This is a genomic window from Bradyrhizobium sp. AUGA SZCCT0158 (genome assembly GCF_018130065.1).
Taxonomy (GTDB): Bacteria; Pseudomonadota; Alphaproteobacteria; order Rhizobiales; family Xanthobacteraceae; genus Bradyrhizobium.
Genome location: NZ_JAFCME010000001.1, coordinates 355,734 through 372,870 on the forward strand (window position 1 = coordinate 355,734; position 17,137 = coordinate 372,870).

The following is a 17,137-nucleotide window of genomic DNA, read 5'->3' on the forward strand; positions in this document are numbered from 1 at the left end:
GCATGGATTGCTTCGCTTCGCTCGCAATGACGGCGAAGAGCACCGTCCCCTCACCCAAACCGGTGATCGTATCTCGTGAGCGCCAGCTCCTTCACATCGATATCGGGCTTGCGGCCCGAGAGCATGTCCGCGAGCACCCTCCCCGAACCGCACGCCATGGTCCAGCCGAGCGTGCCGTGGCCGGTGTTGAGATGCAGGTTAGCGTAGCGCGTCGGGCCGATCACCGGCGGACCGTCGGGGGTCATCGGCCGCAGGCCGCTCCAGAAGGTTGCCTTGCCGATGTCGCCGCCGCGCGGGAACAGATCGGTCAGCGAATGATCGAGCGTCGCCCGCCGCGCCGCGTCGAGCTTATTGGAATAGCCTGAAATCTCCGCGGTGCCGCCGACGCGGATGCGGTCTCCCAGCCGCGTGACCGCGACCTTGTAGCTCTCGTCCATCACGGTCGACACCGGCGCGCCGTCGGCATCGACCACCGGCACCGTGATCGAATAGCCTTTGACGGGATAGACCGGGACGGAAATACCGAGCGGTTTGAGCATCCGCGTCGACCAGCTTCCGAGGGCGGCGACATAGGTGTCGGCCTGCAACAAGCCTGCGCTGGTGACGACGCCGGTGATCCTGCCGCCGTCGGCGACCAGCCGCTCGATGGTGGTGTTGAATTTGAACTGCACGCCGAGCTTTGCGGCCTCCACGGCGAGCGCCTGCGTGAACATGTGGCAGTCGCCGGTCTCGTCCTGCGGCAGCCGCAAGCCACCGACAAACTTGTCCTTGACGGCCGACAGCGCCGGCTCCGCACCGATGCAGCCGTTGCGATCCAGCACCTCGTAGGGAACGCCGTATTGCTTGAGCACCGCGATATCGCCACCGGTGCTGTCGAGTTGCTTCTGCTTGCGGAACAGTTGCAGCGTGCCGAGGCTACGCTCGTCATATTTGATGCCGATCTCGGCGCGCAGCGCGCGCAGGCAGTCGCGGCTGTATTCGGCGATCGGGATCATCCGGCGCTTGTTGATGGCGTACCGCTCTTCGGTGCAATTGCGCAGCATCTTCAGGCCCCAGATCCACATGACAGGATCGAGCTTGGGCCAGATCACCAGCGGGCCATGCCGCATCAGGAGCCATTTGATCGCCTTGACCGGCACGCCCGGCCCCGCCCAGGGCGAGGAATAGCCGGGCGAGACCTCGCCTGCATTGGCAAAGCTGGTTTCAAGCGCGGGATGCGGCTGACGGTCGACGACCGTGACCTCATGGCCGGCTTTGGCGAGATAATAGGCTGACGTGACGCCGATGACGCCACTGCCGAGAATCAAAACTTTCACGATCCCTCATGCTTCTGCCGCGGCATCGTTCGATCACCGCACGATAGTCGATGCCGCAGTTGGAGCAAGGATCAGGCCACGCGCTTGATCGCGTCGCCGAGGATCGACACCATTTCGTCGATGTGGCTCTTCTCGACGATCAAAGGCGGTGACACCGCAAGGGAGTCGCCGCTCTGGCGCAGATAGAGGCCGTTGTTGAAGCAATCGACCATCAGATCATAGCCGCGCGCGCCCGGCGCGTCCTTGCGCGGCGCGACTTCGATGGCGCCCATCAGGCCGACATTGCGGATGTCGATCATGTTCGGCAGGCCCTTGAGCGAATGCAGACCCTCTTGCCAGTAATCGGCCATCGAGGCGCCGCGCGTCAGCAGCCCCTCGTCCTTGTAGATGTCGAGCGTTGCGATACCGGCCGCGCAGGCCACCGGATGCGCCGAATAGGTGTAGCCGTGGAACAGCTCGATCTGGGCCTGCGGCCCCGTCATCAGCGTGTCGTGAATCTTGCGGCTGGCGAACACCGCGCCGCAGGGAACGGTGCCGTTGGTGATGCCCTTGGCGGTCGTCATCATATCAGGCGTGACGCCGAAATAGTTGGCGGCGAACGGGGTGCCGAGGCGGCCGAAGCCGGTGATGACTTCGTCGAAGATCAGCAGGATGCCGTGCTTGTCGCACAGGGTGCGCAGCCGCTGCAGGTAGTTCTTCGGCGGCGGCAAAACTGCGGTCGAGCCAGGTACCGGCTCGACGATGACGGCGGCGATGGTCTCGGCGCCATGGAGCGCCACCAGCCGCTCGACATCGTCGGCAAGTTCGGCGCCGTGCTCGGGCTGGCCCTTGGCGAAGGCGTTGCGGGCGAGATCGTGGGTGTGGCTGATATGGTCGACACCCGGCAGATGGGTCGCGAACGCGCGGCGGTTGTTCACCATGCCGCCGACCGACATGCCGCCGAAACCGACGCCGTGGTAGCCGCGCTCGCGGCCGATCAGGCGCGTACGCGTCGGCTGGCCGGCGGCGCGCTGATAGGCCAGCGCGATCTTCAGCGCGGTATCGACCGATTCAGAGCCTGAATTGGTAAAAAAGATTCGATCGAGCCCGGTCGGCGCGATCTCGGCGAGGCGCTCGGCGAAGTCGAACGCCAAGGGATGGCCCATATTGAACGAGGGCGCGAAATCGAGGTTCATCAGCTGGCGCTCGACGGCAGCTGCGATTTCCTTGCGGCCGTGGCCGGCGTTGACGCACCAGAGGCCCGCCGAACCGTCGATCACCTTGCGGCCGTCGATGGTGGTGTAATGCATGCCCGAGGCGGAGGCGAACAGCCGCGGCTCGGCCTTGAACTGACGGTTGGCCGTGAACGGCATCCAGAACGATTCGAGCTTCACGGTGTTGGGAATCTGGTGAATCGTCATGGGTGGGCTCCTGTGCGGTTTCCCTACCCGACATCATGTTGATGATGTGCAGCAAGTCCTTTTCTGATACCATCCAAGCCATTGAATTTGCTGGGGGCGTTGGGTATTATTCGTTCGATCCGCAACACACTCAACACCCCAAACCACCCCTTGAGGCTGCGATGAGCATAGATGTCGGCGAACGGTTACGCTTCGTCCGCGCCCGCAACAAGATATCGCAACGTGAACTCGCCAAGCGTTCGGGGGTGACCAACTCGACGATCTCGCTGATTGAATCCAACCAGATGAACCCGTCCGTCGGCGCGCTCAAGCGCATCCTCGACGGCATACCGATGGGGATGGCTGAATTCTTCGCGCTGGAGCCTGACCAGCCGCGCAAGGCGTTTTACCGCGCCGACGAATTGAGCGAGATCGGCAAGGGCAAGATTTCCTTTCGCCAGGTCGGCGACAATCTGTTCGGCCGGAGCTTGCAGATCCTGAAAGAGCGCTACGAGCCCGGCGGCGACACCGGACGCATTCCGCTGGTGCACGATGGGGAGGAAGGCGGCATCGTTCTGTCGGGCCGGCTCGAAGTGACGGTCGATAGCGAGCGCCGCATCCTCGGGCCCGGCGACGCCTATTATTTCGAGAGCCGCCGGCCGCACCGGTTTCGCTGCGTCGGCGCCAAGCCGTGCGAAGTGATCAGCGCCTGCACGCCGCCGACATTCTAAGAGAGCAACATCAATAGCTGGCGGCCATCAGCTTCAGGCGCGGGTAGAGCTTGTCGATCGCGACGATGTCGCTGCGCATTTGCGCAATGATCCAGTCCCTGATCTCGACAGCAACGGGGCGGATCGGCCGGTTGCGCGGCGTGACGAGTTCGCAGACCCGGCGCGTGCTGACGAGTTTCGCGGACGCCGGCACCAGCGCGCCGGTCAACAGCCAATGCGCGACGACCGTGATCCAGCCGAGCGTCACGCCCTGCCCGAGCAGCGCCGCCTGCACCACGACCGCGTAATCCGAAAAACTCAGCGCCTTGGCGGGACCGGATGCGCCGGTGAGCGCGCCCGGATATTGCCGCACCCAGTCTTCCGGCGTGTCGGCCAGCTTGATGATGGTGCGCCCTTCGGCAGCCTTGCGCGCAACATTGGTGTCGCGGTAGCCGGGGCTGCAGATCGGCAGCATGACTTCCTTCATCACAAGCGCCCCGTTGGTCTCGGGATCGTCCTGGTCGCGAAACCGCATGCCGACGTCGACGTTCTCGACCGCGCCGCGCAGCGAGCCCGAGATCAGCTGGAACCGGAGATCGACGTTCGGAAACGCGCGCTGCAGCTTGTCGATGCGCGGCATCAGCCAATGGTTGGTGAAGGCCGAAGAGACCGACAGCGTGACGGTTTCGGTGCCCCGGCGCCGGCGCTCGATCTCGACCAGGCCGCTCTCGATGCTGCGAAAACCATCCGTTACGCGCCGATAGAGCAGTTCGCCCTCTTCCGTCAGGGTCGCGCCCCCGGCGCTACGGTCGAACAGGCGGACCCCGAGATAATCCTCGAAACGTCCCAGCATGCGGCTCACCGCCGGCTGGGTCACGTTCAGCTCGGCCGCCGCCGCCGTGAAGCTGCCGTTGCGCGCGGCGGCGTCGAAGACGAACAGCGCATTGCTGGAGGGCAGCATCCGGCGAAGCTCAGGCATAACCTCAGATTATGATGCGAGTGATAATTTGGCAATTGCCCGGCCGCCCTATTTTTGATTGCCTTGCCAATCAAGGAGGCCTGCCGGGAAGCGGAGCATTCCGAGCAAACCGCTGGGGGAGATTGCCCCTGTCGCGCGGGAAGCGTCCGCCTATAAATTGAGATCATGCCAGTTCAACCCCCTTGGCCTTGCGGCAGGGGCGCCGGGAAGCCGCATTCATGCGGCCAGCGGCGAAGCGCAACAGGAAGGTCGTTCATTGGGCAGCGGTGGCGAAAGCGTCGAAATCAAATCCGCGAGCAAGCACTATGGCGCCGTCGTGGCGCTCGACAATGTCACGCTGAGCGTCGCGCCGCGCGAATTCGTCTCGCTGCTCGGGCCATCCGGATCCGGCAAGACCACGCTCCTGGGCCTGCTCGGCGGCTTCATCCAGCCGACTTCAGGTTCGATCCATTTCGGCAAGCGCGACGTCACGCTGGAGCCGCCGCACAAGCGCAACATCGGCGTCGTGTTCCAGAACTACGCGCTGTTTCCGCATATGAGCGTCGGCGAGAACGTCGCCTTCCCGCTGCGCGCGCGGCGGCTGCCGAAGGCCGATTGGCCGGCGAAAGTGCGCGGCGCGCTCGCCATGGTCGGCCTCGCCGGTTACGAGGAACGCGGCGTGGCGCAGCTCTCCGGCGGCCAGCGCCAGCGCGTGGCGCTGGCACGCGCGATGATCTTCGAGCCGCGTTTGATCCTGATGGACGAGCCGCTTTCCGCGCTCGACAAGCAGTTGCGGGAATCGATGCAGATCGAGCTGCGCCAGCTCCACAAGCGCATCGGCGCCACCATCATCTACGTCACCCACGACCAGCGCGAGGCGCTGACGATGAGCGACCGCGTCGCCATTCTCAGGGATGGCCGCCTGATCCAGATCGACCAGCCCGCGCGGCTGCACGATCATCCGGCGGATTCCTTTGTCGCCAGTTTCATCGGCGAGGCCAGCCTGCTGCCGGTCCGCCGCATCGATGCCGGCAGCGTTGCGCTCGGCCCCGCCACCCTGCGCAGTGCCCGGCCGATCCCGAACGGCGATGGGCTGATGCTGGCGGTGCATAGCGAAAAGCTCTTGATCGACGACGGCGCTGATAATGCCGCGCTCAACCGCCTCACCGGCACCGTCACCGACGTCGTCTACCAGGGCGAAAGCCTGCGCATTTTTATCGCCCTGCCCGACGGCACCGCACTGAGCCTGCGCCAGCCCAGCCATCACGAAGCCTATCGCCGCATCCCGCCGGTCGGCGGCCCCCTCACCGTGACCCTCCATCCGGAGGACACCATCATCGTGCCGAAGGCCGCGGAATGAACGTCCACCAGCAACGCAGTTCCAACACCAGAGAAGAAACGCCCATGTCGTTCAGCAATTTCAAGGTTCTCACTTTCGATGTCGTCGGCACCCTGATCGACTTCGAAACCGGCGTGCTCGACGCCGTCCGCAAGATATCCGGAAGGAGCGCCGCTGAACTCAGCGACGACAAGATCTTTGCCTCCTACAAGCGCGGGCGCGATGCGCATCCGGAGCGCTCCAGCGAAGTGATGTTCGACGTCTACCGCTATCTCGCAAAAGAGCTCGGGCTGCCGGCCGATGATGCGGCCTGCGATTCCTTCCAGCTGGCGGTGCTGCGCTGGCAGCCGTTTTCGGATTCAGTCGAGGCGCTGAAGCGCCTGCGTACCAAATTCCGGCTGGTGGCGATGACCAATGCCGATCGTGTCGCGCTGTCCTGCTACGCCCACGCGCTCGGCGACCCCTTCGATGACACCGTCTGCGCCGACGAGACCGGCGTCGCCAAGCCGAACCCGGAATTCTTCGCCTACAACAAGGGACGGCAATCGGCCTTCGGCTACAAGCAGTCCGACATCCTGCATGTGGCGCAGAGCCAGCACCACGACATCGGGATCGCGCGAAAACTCGGCTATAAAGTGTGCTGGATCGAGCGCCGCCAGGGCATGGCGGGATTCGGCGGCACGCCCGAAGTGCCCGTTCTGACAAAACCCGATTTTCATTTCGCCACCATGAAAGCCTTCGCCGACGCGGCGGTCGGGCACTGAGGGGCACGCGGCGATGGCTGAGGTCTGGACCCCAATGGCATCGGCGAACTCGCTGTGGGCGAGCACGGCGACGCCGTTGCGGACCTTTCCTGTGCTGTCGGGCGAGGTTCAGGCTGACGTCGTCATCATCGGCGCCGGCTATACCGGCCTCTCCGCTGCGCATCACATCGCCAAAAGCGGCCTCGTGCCTGTTGTGCTGGAGGCCAACCGTCCCGGCTGGGGCGCCAGCGGACGCAATGGCGGCGTCATCACCGCAAAATTCCGGCAATCGTTCCGCGGCATCGATGCGGCCCACGGCCGCGCGATGGCCAAGCGCATGTACGAGATCGCGTATGAATCGACCGAGATCGTGGAGGAACTGGTTTCGGAATTCGGCATCACCGCAGCGCGGCTGACGCGGACCGGACAGGTCAAGGCCGCGCACAACCATGCGACGCTCAAAGCTGCGATCGACGAAGCCGAATGGATGAAGCGCGAGATGGGCGATGCGGAGGTCCGGATCCTCGACGCCCATGAAGTGCGCGAGGAAACCGGCTCAAAGGCGTTCGTCGGCGGCGTGCTCAATCCGGGTTCCGGCGGCATCCATCCGCTGAATTATCTGCATGGCCTCGCCGAAGGGATCGCGGCGCGCGGTGTCGCGATCTATCAGGAAAGCCCGGCGCTGCGGATACGGCGCGAGAACGGGCTTTCCATTGTCGAAACACCCGAAGGCGCGGTGCGCGCGCGGCAAGTCATCATCGCCACCAACAGCTATTCCGACCTGACCGACGCGACGCGCCATATGCAGCACACCGTGGTGCCGTTCCGCAGCGCCATCATCGCCACAGACCGGTTGCCGCATAACCTCGCCGGCAGCCTGATGCCATCAGGGCGAACCTATACCGAGACCAAGCGGATGATGCGCTGGTTCCGCATGGTCGACGATCGCGTGATCTTCGGCGGCCGCGGCGCCTTCGGCAAACAGGATTCGGAAGCTGCGTTCGACGCGCTGCGCAAGGCCATGGTCGGCATCTTCCCGGAACTGAACGACACGCCGCTGGCATTCAAATGGTCGGGCCTCGTCGGCATGACGCTGGATTCGATGCCGCATATCGGCCGGCTCGACGACCACACCCTGTTCTCGATGGGCTACAACGGCGCCGGGGTCGCGATGTCCAGCCTGATGGGGCGTTATCTCGCGGCCTTCGTGCGCGGCGAACAGCCGGATGTCGGCCTGCTCGATGCACGCCGCCTCAAGGTCATTCCATTTTATCCGCTGCGCGAACCGGCCGTCCGAATGGTCGCCGGCTGGTACCAGTTTTTGGACGCGATCGGGCAATAGCAACGCAAAGGCCCGGTCATAACAGGAGGGAACGGAAGATGGCAGTTGCATCCAACACAGGACTACGCGCGCTGTTCGGCGCAGCGCTCGGGCTTTTGGCGTCAACCAGCATTGCGGCCAACGCCGCCGAGCAGATCACCTTCGTGTCGCAGGGCGGCGCCTATCAGAAGGCGCAGACGGTTGCGATCCTCGATCCCTCGGCCAAGAAGCTCGGCATCACCATCAACCAGGACAGCATTCCCGATGCCTGGCCGGTGATCAAATCGCAGGTCGCAAGCGGCAAGCCGATCTGGGACGTGGTTGACGTGCCGACCGGCTATTGCCTGCGCGGCGGCGAACAGGGACTGATCGAAAAACTCGATTTCTCGAAGATCCCCAACGCGGCCGCGATGCCGGAAGCCTATCGCAACGCCTATTCGGTGGCGTACGAGTTCTATTCGAGCGTGCTGGCCTACAGCCAGAAGAAATATCCTGATGGAGCTGCGCCCAATAGCTGGGCCGACTTCTGGGACGTGAAGAAATTCCCCGGCCGCCGCGCGCTGCGCAACCACCCCATTGCGACGCTGGAAGCAGCGCTGATGGCCGATGGCGTCGCACCCGACAAGCTCTATCCGCTCGACGTCGACCGCGCCTTCAAGAAGCTCGAGGAGATCAAGCCCAACATCACGGTGTGGTGGACCTCGGGCGCGCAATCGGCGCAGCTCTTGAACGACGGCGAGGTCGACATGGTGATGGCCTGGAACGGCCGCGTCAGCGCGCTGACCAAGGAAGGCGCCAAGGTCGCCTATACCTATAATCAGGGCATCCTGCAGAGCACCTCGCTGTGCATCCTCAAGGGCGCGCCGAATCTGGCGACCGCGGTCAAGTTCCTCAACGAGGCGGTCGATCCCGTCCATCAGGCCAATCTGCCGCTGCACATCGATTACGGCCCGGCGAACCCGAAGGCGTTCGATACCGGCGTGGTCAAGCCGGAGCGCGTCGCGCAACTGCCGAGCGCGCCCGACAACGCCAAGAAGCAGGCGCTGATGTCCTATGCGTGGTGGGCGTCGCCCGAAGGCGAAGCCGCCGAGAAGCGCTGGGTCTCCTTCGTGCAGAAATAGGCGAAAATAATCCGGAGCGGAGTTCGGCACCCCGCTCCAGCCATCCGGCCATGACAGGAAAACCGCATTGATCCATTCCACACCAGACCTCTCGTTGCGCCACCATCGCCGCGAACAGGGCCTGATGCTGGCATTGGCGTCGCCGGCGCTGCTGGTGATCCTGCTCTTGATCGTACTCCCGGTAGGCTGGCTCGCCTGGCAGTCGATCTATCATGACGGCTTCACGCTGGAGAACTATCGCCGCATCTTCAGCGAAGCCATCTACTGGCGCAGCTTCTCGCTGACCTTCCAGATCAGCCTGCTGGTGACCGTGCTGGCGCTGCTGCTCGGCTATCCCATCGCCTATGCCGCGAGCGTGGTGCCGAAGGGATGGAGCGTATTGATTCTCGCGCTGGTGATTCTGCCGTTCTGGACCAGCGTCCTGGTGCGGGCCTATGCCTGGCTGGCGCTGCTGCAACGCACCGGGGTGGTCAACCAGTTCCTGCAATATCTCGGGATTATCGACGAGCCGCTGGCGCTGGTGCACAACACGTTCGGCACCGTCGTGGCGACCGTGCATATCCTGCTGCCGTTCATGGTGCTGCCGCTCTACGCCACCATGCAGAAGATCCCGCACGATCTGATGCAGGCGGGCGCCAGCCTCGGCGGCAGTCCGTCGCATAATTTCTGGCGGATCTTCCTGCCGCTGTCGCTGCCCGGCGTGCTCGCCGGCACCACGCTGGTGTTCGTGCTGTGCCTCGGTTTCTACATCACGCCGGAACTGCTCGGCGGCGGCCGCACCGTGATGGTGTCGCTGCTGGTCAGCCGCAACGTCGAGCTCTACGACCAATGGGGCGCCGCAAGCGCCGTCGGCGTGGTGCTGCTGGTCAGCGTTCTCGTCATTTTCCTCATCGTCGGCCGGTTCATCCCGCTCGACCGCATCCTGGGGCAAAAATGAAGACGTTCTCGCTCCCCCGCATCGTCTTCGTCGTGTTCTGCGCACTGGTGCTGCTGTACCTGATCCTGCCGGTGCTGATCATCGTGCCGATGTCGTTTTCGAGCACCCGCTTCCTGACCTTCCCGCCGCCATCGCTGTCGCTGCGCTGGTACGAGGAGTATATCGGCAATGCGGCCTGGATGCAGGCGACCCGCGTCACGTTTGCTGTGGCCGCCCTCACCGTCCTGATTGCAACGCCGCTCGGCGTCGCCGCGGCCTACGCCATCAGCAATTCGAAAATGCGCCTCATGCGCATTGTCCACATGATGCTGATGCTGCCACTGGTGGTGCCGATCATCATCACGGCGGTCGGCATCTTCTTCGTCTATGCCAAAGTTGGACTGGTGGCGACGATGTCGGGACTGGTGCTCGCCAATGTCATGCTCGGCCTGCCCTATGTCATCACGTCGGTGGTGGCGGGGCTGCAGAGTTTCGATCCGGCGCAAGAGATGGTGGCGCGCAGCCTCGGCATGAACCGATTGCGCAGCTTTTTCGCCGTCACGCTGCCGCAGATCAAGGCGAGCGTGCTGACCGGCGCGATCTTCGCCTTCATCTCGGCGATGGACGAGACGGTGGTCGGCCTGTTCATATCAGGCGGCCAATACCAGCCGCTGACAAAACGGATGTTCACCGCGCTGCGCGACGAGATCGATCCGACGATAGCCGCGATCAGCACGCTGATGACCGCGGCCTCGTTCCTGCTGGTGCTGATCGCCAGCACCCGGCAGAAGAAGAGCGGCTGACTGCGTGAGGTCGGCCGTCGCCGTTAGCGTTTCGGCGGGTGCGAGAAGACCATCGACATATCCTCGAACTCCTCGATCGGGAGCTTGTTCGCGGCGGTCGAAGAGGAATGTTGCGGCGATGACACCAGACCGGTTGTCCCGGTGGCGCGATGGCCCCATAGCGAATGCGAGGGCAGCATGGTGATCGCGGCGGCAAGAATGGCGACTGCAATGAATCCAGAAAGCATCAAACGGTTCATGGCAAACCTCCGTTAGGAGAAGCCCACCCCACGTGTCCCTTAGCGTGAAGCCCGACGCGCGGATGTGAACTGCGTCACAGACGGCGTTCACGCTTTCTCTAGCGCACCCTGACGCGCTCGGGGAATTGTACCAAGACGGCACGGTCGTGTTCGAAGCCGATGGACTGCACTGGGCCCCGTTACCGTCAGCGCCATGGCAGATTTCACTGAGGGACGAGATCAAGGTTCCGGCCTTGTTGCCAAACAAGGATCTAGGAGGATGTGATCGGCATCGCGCCGTCGGTATCCGCCCCTCACGATAATCCTGTCACCGGTCTCCATGCCATTGGACTGGTAGGTCACGCACATAATCCGGACATCGGGCGGAGAACACAGCACGAGATACCACAACACTCCATCTGTCTTTACCGCCGTGAGACTGCCGGCTACGGAAAGATCGATCCGGTAGTCGAGCTCCGGAACGCCATCCGACATCGGCCTCACCTCTCTGCACTCGGCGGCCATCCGCGCAGGCTGGTCCGCCTCCGAGAATGCGGGCCGCCTGGTGAACATCCGGTCCGACGCAAGCGATGGAACCGAACTCGGCATCACAAGGCATATGGCGACGACGGCTATCGATAGTGCGCCGGTCGTTTTCGCGGAGAGATTTGCCGGCATTCCGCACCTAGCCCGGTCTCATCGCCGCGACGGCGCGCGCGATCGAAGCTATGGTGGCGTTTTGTTGCGCGCTGGGAACGTTGGCGCCTGTCAGATAGGCCGCGACGATGATAGGGGCGCCGTCGGGAGGCCACACCACGGCAACGTCATTGTTCGTGCCGTGGTCACCGGCGCCGGTCTTGTCGCCGACACGCCAGCCTTTCGCAAACCCTGCGCGCAATCGTGTATCGCCAGTCTTGTTGGCAACCAGCCATGCCGTCAATTGCTCGCGCGACGTAGCCGACAGCGCCGCAGTCCCAAGGACGAGCCTCTCGAAATTCGAAGCCATCGCATTCGGTGTCGTGGTATCGCGGGGATCGCCGGGCAGCGCCTGGTTGAGCGAAGGTTCGTCCCGGTCGAGCCGCGTGACCTGATCGCCGAGCCCTCGCGCGAAGGCGGTCAACCCGGGAGGTCCGCCGATGCTGGCGAGCAGCAGGTTGCCCGCAGTGTTGTCGCTCCGTGTCATCGCCGCGTCGCAGATTTCAGCGAGCGTCATGCCGTCGCCCCCGACGTGCTTTTCGGTCACAGGTGAGTACACCACGATTGCGGATGCGTCGAAGGTTATGCGCCGCATCAGTTGCTCCTTCCCGGCATCCACCCGCGCCAGCACCGCCGCGGCCGCCAGCGCCTTGAAGGTGCTGCACATCGGGAAACGCTCGTCGCCCCGGTGGACATGACGCGCACCCGTTGCCGTTTCCAACACACAAACGCCGAGCCGGCCACCGCTCTCGCTCTCCAGACGCTTGATCTCGGCGATCAGTCGTTGATCCGCGGCCGCTGCGCGTGCCGCTTTTGGTAAGCCGCCCAGATCAGCGGCTATCAGTGCTGCGCCGAAGCCAAGGTGGAACTGTCTCCTGCTGATCATTTCGAATCCCTCCGGGTTGTGGGCAGGAACGTGCCCAGAAGGCCCTGTCTTGACAAACGATCAGTTTTGAATGCAGGCATTAGAAAAACTAGGGTCGAACGAATGCGCCGCAGGACGAAGCTTTCACACCTTCCGCTGAATGCGTTACGAGCCTTTGAGGCGACGGCGCGCAACCTGAGTTTCACCCGTGCCGGCCTTGAACTCCGCGTAACGCAGGCCGCCGTCAGTCAGCAGGTGAAAGCGCTGGAGGACAGGCTTGGCGCCCAGCTGTTTCGCCGGTTACCGCGCGGCGTCGCGCTGACCGACGAAGGGCAAGCACTGCTGCCCAGCATCGTCGAGGCTTTCGGGCGGCTCAACGAAGCGGTCAATCGTTTTGAAGACGGTCGCTACCAGGACGTCATCACGATCGGCGTCGTCGGCACCTTCGCGTCGGGATGGCTGCTGCCGCGGCTCGACACTTTCAGGAAGGCGTATCCGCGGATCGACTTGCGTCTATTCGCCAATAATAATCGCGTCGACATAGCGGGCGAAGGCCTCGATTACGCCATCAGGTTTGGCGACGGCCTCTGGCACGGTACGGACGCGGCCCACCTGATGGGGGCGTCGTTTACTCCGTTCTGCGCGCCGGCACTGGCCCGCAGGCTGAGCCGGCCGGCCGATCTCAAACGCGAGGTGCTGCTGCGTTCCTATCGACAGGACGAATGGTCGCGCTGGTTTGCCGCGGCGGGACTGCTTAGTCCCGTCATCAAGGGAATGGTGTTCGATTCATCGATCACGATCGCAAGCGTTGCAGCGCGCGGTACCGGCGTTGCGTTGTTGCCGGCGGAGATGTTTCGGGACGAGGTCCGTGAGCGGCGGCTGGTACGTCCGTTCAAGACCGAAGTGACACTCGGCGACTACTGGATTACGTCGCTGCATTCCCGGCAACCATCATCTGCGATGCTCTCGTTCAAGAACTGGTTGCTTGAAACGATTGCAGCGAAAGCGGAAACTCCGACCCGGAACACCCGTAGCCGGTAGTGGTGCGCACGCCGCCTCCTGGCCCTGCAGCCGCGGTCGGCGGGCAAGGCGTGACGAGTGTTCCCTAGCGCTTCGTGGCGCGCTCCAGGAACTGCACCAAGGCGGCACGGTCCTGTTCGGAGCCGATGCGCTGCTCGGGCATCTTGGTCCCCGGCGTGTAGGCCGCAGGCCCGATCTCGAACAATTTCGAAACCGTCTCCGGCGTCCAGACGATATCGAGCCGCTTGAGCGCGTCGGAGAAATCATAACCCGGCAAGGTCGCGATGCGCCGGCCGAACAGACCGGCCAGCGTCGGCCCTGCCCGGTTGGCCTGATCGGCGCCGAGCGTGTGGCAGGCTATGCAGGCACGAAAAATATCCGCGCCGCGGTCGCCGGCATACGCGGCCAGCGGGTCTGCGGTGTGTTCAAACAGCAAGGGATCGACGGGTTCTCCGGTCACCGCGTTCCAGCGGCGGATGGTGTTGTCAGCACCGCCGGTAAGCAGCGTTCGACTGTCAGGCAGAAACGCCACCGACCAGACCGGCAGCCCCGGACCTACCAATGTGCGCGCGAGATTGCGCGTCTTGCGATCGATCACCGCGACCGCGCCACCAATGCCGGCGGCTGCGACCCACGCGCCGTCGAGCGAGATCGTCATCGAGATCACGGGCCTCGGGCCGGCTTCAACGTCACCGGCGCGCGCACCGTCGCTGCCCAGAAAATACAGTCTACCGTCGGCGCCTCCGACCGCGATTTCGCCATCACGGCTGATCGCTACCGCATTCAGCGGGGTCGGCATCGTAATGACTGATGGCGGCGACGTGCCCGCCAGCGGCCAGATGCGAACGCTCTGATCGTAGCTGACGCTGACCAGGGTGCGGCCGTCGGGCGCGAAGGCGACGCCGTTGACGTTCTGGGTATGCCCTTCCAGCACGCGCGGCGCGCCGCCCGCGAGCGGCCACAGGCGCACCGTTTGATCCCACGACACGGAGGCCAATGTTGCGCCGTCAGGCGAAACCGCAAGGGCTGCGATCGGCGCGATGTGGCCTTCCAGCACCGCATCGGGGCGGGTTTTGCCGGCGGTCCAGATCGCAATGCGCCCATCGGCGCCCGCGGTCGCGGCCCGACCATCCCGGAGCAACGCCACCGCATTGACGGCGTCGGCGTGGAAACGGAGCACCTGCTCAGCCGCATTCGATGTCAGCGACCAGCGGATCGCGGTTGAATCGAAGCTGCCTGAAATGGCGCTCGCACCGTCAGGTGAAAGCGCCAAGGCCCGCACCGGCCCGCCATGGCCGCGCAACTGCGCGTGGGCGGCGCTGGTTCCAAGCGCCGGCAGGACCAGCAAAGCGGTCCAGGTCAGCGCTACGAGGCGGCGGATGGTGTGAGCACGGAGCATTCGCGGCGATCGTTTCGTCCGTTCGTGTCGCCGTCAAGGCAGCGAGAGAGGATCAACGCATGCCCGGTCTGTCGCGGTCGAGGGCCTTGGCCTGGAGCTCGTCGAGATAATCCTGAAAACGCCGCTCGGCGTTGATGCCGAGATCGTGGAGGAACGCCCAGGAGTAGATGCCGGTATTGTGCATGTCGTCGAAGCCGAGCCGCACGGCGTAATTGCCGACGGGATCGACGGAGAGAATGGTCACGTTGCGCTTGCCGCCGACTGTCTTGCGCTGCGCTTCGGAATGCCCCTGCACCTCGGCGGACGGACTGGTCACCCGGAGCAGTTCGGCCGACAGGTTGAAATCGGCACCGTCGTCAAAGCTGACATGAAGGGCGCGGCGGTCCTTCACCAGCCGGATTTCCACCGGCCACGCCGCAGCTGCCTTAGCTTCCTTGGGCGCGTTCAACATCCGATCCAAAAATCAGTTCGGCCCGATCAGATTCTTGCCGGGATCACCGACCCGCGCCCCGCTGGTGGTGTAGGCAACCGAACTCGACTGCTGAATGGTGTCGAGCACGGACGACACACCGAACGCGGCGATCGCCGCAAACGCCAAAGCCGCCAGAAAGCTCTTCATCGTATTTCCCTCGAACTGCCCTGTGCTCGCATCGTCATTCGGCCGGCACGGCGTGCGTGCCATCTTTCGACGGCGCGCGCCCTTTGGCCTGCTCCTCCGCGACCCAGAGCGCGTGATGCTCCTTGGCCCAGTTGAGATCGACCTCGCCGGTGCCCATCGCATCGAACGCGCCCTCCATCCCGACCGAACCGATATAGATGTGGGCCAGCATGGCCGCGATGAAAAGCATCGCAACCACGGCATGGATCACGGTCCAGAACTGCAACGCCGTGACATTACCCGGGAGATACGGGAACAGCAGGTACCAGCCCGACACCGACATCAGCACGCCGCCGATGATCACGATCCAGAAAATGCCTTTCTGTCCGGCATTGAATCGTTTGGCCGGCGGATGCTTGCCGTTGGCCAGAATGCCACCGCCCTGTTTCAGCCATTGCCAGTCGAGCTTCCCGGGAATGTTATCCTTGATCCAGATCAGGAACATGATCGCGAGGCCAAGCATGAACGGAAACGCCAGATAGTCGTGCGCGATCTTGGCCCAGCCCGACATGGTCGCAAACGCCTCGGCACCGAACAGCGGCATGACCAGCACCCGCCCGAAGCTGATGTTGAGGCCCGACAGCGCCAGCACGATGAAGCAGCTCGCCGTCAGCCAATGGGTAAAGCGTTCGAAGCTCGCAAAACGAAGGATCTTGGTGCCGGAAAAACCGTGATCGACGCGAATCCGGCCGCGCACCATCAGGAAGATCGCCAGCAGCACGATCATGCCAAGGATGGCGACGCCGCCGATGATCGGCAGCTTGCTGCGCTGGAAATCGCGCCAGTCGCGGCCCGCGGGCTGGATCAGGCTGGAGGCCATGGTATCCGGGATCGATATCCGCCCGGTGATCTTGTCGCCCTCCTTCAGCGCGTTCAGGAGTTTGTCTTCCTGAACCGCTTCGGCAGTCGGCTTGAACGTCAGCTGCGCGGCTGCAGGATGCGCGAACACAAAGAGCAACCCGATGGCAGCGCATAGCGCCCGGATGTGTGAAAGAGAGCTTGGCATAGGCCCGTGACCTTCCCGTTTCTCGTGACATGTGCGCCGCCGCGCGCCGCGCGACGGCCAAGGCATCAGCCGGTCGGTGAATCCGCGTAAGCCGTTTTCCAGCCCCACATGCCCGAACCGTAACCGCGCTTCATCACGCGCTCCTTGTAGATTTCGGCGATGATGGCGCCGTCGCCGGCGAGCAGCGACTTGGTCGAGCACATCTCGGCGCAGATCGGCAGCTTGCCTTCGGCCAGACGATTGGTGCCGTATTTGGCGTATTCGGCCGGGGTGGAGTCCGCTTCCGGGCCGCCCGCGCAATAGGTGCACTTGTCCATCTTGCCGCGCGAGCCGAAATTGCCGACTTTCGGGTATTGCGGCGCGCCGAACGGGCACGCGTAGAAGCAATAGCCGCAGCCGATGCACAGGTCCTTGGAGTGGAGCACCACGCCGTCGGCGGTGGTGTAGAAGCACGACACCGGACAGACCGCGGCGCATGGCGCATCGGTGCAATGCATGCAGGCCATCGACACCGAGCGTTCGCCGGGCTTGCCGTCATTGATGGTGACGACGCGGCGGCGATTGATGCCCCACGGCACTTCATGTTCGTTCTTGCAGGCCGTCACGCAAGCGTTGCATTCAATGCAACGATCGGCATCACAGAGAAATTTGACGCGAGCCATGATCTAT

General features: G+C 63.8%; 18 protein-coding genes. 8 read left to right on the top strand and 10 right to left on the bottom strand.

The annotated features are described in order from the left end of the window. Nucleotides 1-50: 50 nt before the first annotated feature. Both JQ574_RS01520 and JQ574_RS01525 read right to left on the bottom strand, forming a co-directional pair. On the bottom strand, nt 51-1,316 hold the full coding sequence (locus JQ574_RS01520) for a D-amino acid dehydrogenase (RefSeq protein WP_212205740.1): 1,266 nt from the start codon (nt 1,314-1,316) through the stop codon (nt 51-53). Between the two features lie 71 nt (nt 1,317-1,387). Next, a complete protein-coding gene (locus JQ574_RS01525) occupies nt 1,388-2,716 on the bottom strand; it encodes an aspartate aminotransferase family protein (protein WP_212205731.1) in 1,329 nt (442 codons plus the stop codon). A 161-nt stretch (nt 2,717-2,877) separates the two neighbouring features. On the opposite strand from JQ574_RS01525, the gene JQ574_RS01530 reads away from it, so the two are divergent. Beyond that, nucleotides 2,878-3,426, top strand: a complete 549-nt coding sequence (locus JQ574_RS01530; protein WP_212205729.1) for a cupin domain-containing protein — start codon at nt 2,878-2,880, stop codon at nt 3,424-3,426. Nucleotides 3,427-3,436: 10 nt separating this feature from the next. On the opposite strand, the gene JQ574_RS01535 is transcribed toward JQ574_RS01530, so the two are convergent. Continuing rightward, nucleotides 3,437-4,384 (bottom strand): LysR family transcriptional regulator, encoded by a 948-nt coding sequence (locus JQ574_RS01535; protein WP_212205727.1) that lies wholly within the window; start codon nt 4,382-4,384, stop codon nt 3,437-3,439. A gap of 256 nt (nt 4,385-4,640) precedes the next feature. Here JQ574_RS01535 and JQ574_RS01540 point away from each other — a divergent pair, with 256 nt between their 5' ends. The 6 genes from JQ574_RS01540 to JQ574_RS01565 all read left to right on the top strand — a co-directional run bounded on the left by JQ574_RS01540 (nt 4,641) and on the right by JQ574_RS01565 (nt 10,606). Further along, nucleotides 4,641-5,723 (top strand): ABC transporter ATP-binding protein, encoded by a 1,083-nt coding sequence (locus JQ574_RS01540; RefSeq protein ID WP_212205725.1) that lies wholly within the window; start codon nt 4,641-4,643, stop codon nt 5,721-5,723. Nucleotides 5,724-5,767: 44 nt separating this feature from the next. Further along, nucleotides 5,768-6,466 (top strand): HAD family hydrolase, encoded by a 699-nt coding sequence (locus JQ574_RS01545; protein WP_212205723.1) that lies wholly within the window; start codon nt 5,768-5,770, stop codon nt 6,464-6,466. A gap of 13 nt (nt 6,467-6,479) precedes the next feature. Further along, complete coding sequence (locus JQ574_RS01550) at nt 6,480-7,787, top strand: FAD-binding oxidoreductase (protein ID WP_212205721.1); 1,308 nt, start codon at nt 6,480-6,482, stop codon at nt 7,785-7,787. Between the two features lie 38 nt (nt 7,788-7,825). Continuing rightward, entirely contained in the window at nt 7,826-8,887 is a 1,062-nt protein-coding gene (locus JQ574_RS01555; RefSeq protein WP_212383200.1) for an ABC transporter substrate-binding protein, read from the top strand. A 124-nt stretch (nt 8,888-9,011) separates the two neighbouring features. Further along, complete coding sequence (locus JQ574_RS01560; protein ID WP_212205976.1) at nt 9,012-9,824, top strand: ABC transporter permease; 813 nt, start codon at nt 9,012-9,014, stop codon at nt 9,822-9,824. Next, nucleotides 9,821-10,606, top strand: a complete 786-nt coding sequence (locus JQ574_RS01565) for an ABC transporter permease (protein WP_212205717.1) — start codon at nt 9,821-9,823, stop codon at nt 10,604-10,606. Before JQ574_RS01560 ends, JQ574_RS01565 begins: the two co-directional genes overlap by 4 nt. 23 nt (nt 10,607-10,629) lie before the next feature. On the opposite strand, the gene JQ574_RS01570 is transcribed toward JQ574_RS01565, so the two are convergent. Continuing rightward, nucleotides 10,630-10,845 (bottom strand): hypothetical protein, encoded by a 216-nt coding sequence (locus tag JQ574_RS01570; protein WP_212205715.1) that lies wholly within the window; start codon nt 10,843-10,845, stop codon nt 10,630-10,632. A 664-nt stretch (nt 10,846-11,509) separates the two neighbouring features. Further along, the gene (gene bla / locus JQ574_RS01575) at nt 11,510-12,406 is read right to left on the bottom strand and encodes a class A beta-lactamase (RefSeq protein WP_212205713.1); all 897 of its coding nucleotides are present in this window, start codon (nt 12,404-12,406) and stop codon (nt 11,510-11,512) included. Between the two features lie 102 nt (nt 12,407-12,508). On the opposite strand from bla, the gene JQ574_RS01580 reads away from it, so the two are divergent. Continuing rightward, nucleotides 12,509-13,426 (top strand): LysR family transcriptional regulator, encoded by a 918-nt coding sequence (locus tag JQ574_RS01580; RefSeq protein ID WP_212205974.1) that lies wholly within the window; start codon nt 12,509-12,511, stop codon nt 13,424-13,426. 64 nt (nt 13,427-13,490) lie between these two features. Here JQ574_RS01580 and JQ574_RS01585 read toward each other — a convergent pair whose 3' ends face one another. The 5 genes from JQ574_RS01585 to fdh3B form a co-directional block, all read right to left on the bottom strand. Further along, nucleotides 13,491-14,804 (bottom strand): c-type cytochrome, encoded by a 1,314-nt coding sequence (locus JQ574_RS01585; protein ID WP_212205711.1) that lies wholly within the window; start codon nt 14,802-14,804, stop codon nt 13,491-13,493. A 52-nt stretch (nt 14,805-14,856) separates the two neighbouring features. Further along, a complete protein-coding gene (locus JQ574_RS01590) occupies nt 14,857-15,255 on the bottom strand; it encodes a gamma-butyrobetaine hydroxylase-like domain-containing protein (RefSeq protein WP_212205709.1) in 399 nt (132 codons plus the stop codon). A 12-nt stretch (nt 15,256-15,267) separates the two neighbouring features. Further along, nucleotides 15,268-15,423 carry a hypothetical protein gene (locus JQ574_RS01595; protein ID WP_212205707.1) on the bottom strand — a complete coding sequence of 52 codons (156 nt, stop codon included), beginning with the start codon at nt 15,421-15,423 and terminating at the stop codon, nt 15,268-15,270. A 34-nt stretch (nt 15,424-15,457) separates the two neighbouring features. Continuing rightward, the gene (locus JQ574_RS01600; RefSeq protein ID WP_212205705.1) at nt 15,458-16,468 is read right to left on the bottom strand and encodes a formate dehydrogenase subunit gamma; all 1,011 of its coding nucleotides are present in this window, start codon (nt 16,466-16,468) and stop codon (nt 15,458-15,460) included. Between the two features lie 65 nt (nt 16,469-16,533). Then, nucleotides 16,534-17,130: a formate dehydrogenase FDH3 subunit beta gene (gene fdh3B / locus JQ574_RS01605; protein WP_212205702.1), complete on the bottom strand. Its 597-nt coding sequence runs from the start codon at nt 17,128-17,130 to the stop codon at nt 16,534-16,536. Nucleotides 17,131-17,137: the final 7 nt, after the last annotated feature.

Coding starts and splice junctions, on each gene's coding strand:
- fdh3B (WP_212205702.1), bottom strand. CDS start 17,130: ATGGCTCGCGTCAAATTTCTCTGTGATGCCGATCGTTGCATTGAATGC.
- JQ574_RS01560 (WP_212205976.1), top strand. CDS start 9,012: ATGCTGGCATTGGCGTCGCCGGCGCTGCTGGTGATCCTGCTCTTGATC.
- JQ574_RS01565 (WP_212205717.1), top strand. CDS start 9,821: ATGAAGACGTTCTCGCTCCCCCGCATCGTCTTCGTCGTGTTCTGCGCA.
- JQ574_RS01535 (WP_212205727.1), bottom strand. CDS start 4,384: ATGCCTGAGCTTCGCCGGATGCTGCCCTCCAGCAATGCGCTGTTCGTC.
- JQ574_RS01545 (WP_212205723.1), top strand. CDS start 5,768: ATGTCGTTCAGCAATTTCAAGGTTCTCACTTTCGATGTCGTCGGCACC.
- JQ574_RS01600 (WP_212205705.1), bottom strand. CDS start 16,468: ATGCCAAGCTCTCTTTCACACATCCGGGCGCTATGCGCTGCCATCGGG.
- JQ574_RS01570 (WP_212205715.1), bottom strand. CDS start 10,845: ATGAACCGTTTGATGCTTTCTGGATTCATTGCAGTCGCCATTCTTGCC.
- JQ574_RS01590 (WP_212205709.1), bottom strand. CDS start 15,255: ATGTTGAACGCGCCCAAGGAAGCTAAGGCAGCTGCGGCGTGGCCGGTG.
- bla (WP_212205713.1), bottom strand. CDS start 12,406: ATGATCAGCAGGAGACAGTTCCACCTTGGCTTCGGCGCAGCACTGATA.
- JQ574_RS01555 (WP_212383200.1), top strand. CDS start 7,826: ATGGCAGTTGCATCCAACACAGGACTACGCGCGCTGTTCGGCGCAGCG.
- JQ574_RS01585 (WP_212205711.1), bottom strand. CDS start 14,804: ATGCTCCGTGCTCACACCATCCGCCGCCTCGTAGCGCTGACCTGGACC.
- JQ574_RS01580 (WP_212205974.1), top strand. CDS start 12,509: ATGCGCCGCAGGACGAAGCTTTCACACCTTCCGCTGAATGCGTTACGA.
- JQ574_RS01595 (WP_212205707.1), bottom strand. CDS start 15,423: ATGAAGAGCTTTCTGGCGGCTTTGGCGTTTGCGGCGATCGCCGCGTTC.
- JQ574_RS01550 (WP_212205721.1), top strand. CDS start 6,480: ATGGCTGAGGTCTGGACCCCAATGGCATCGGCGAACTCGCTGTGGGCG.
- JQ574_RS01525 (WP_212205731.1), bottom strand. CDS start 2,716: ATGACGATTCACCAGATTCCCAACACCGTGAAGCTCGAATCGTTCTGG.
- JQ574_RS01530 (WP_212205729.1), top strand. CDS start 2,878: ATGAGCATAGATGTCGGCGAACGGTTACGCTTCGTCCGCGCCCGCAAC.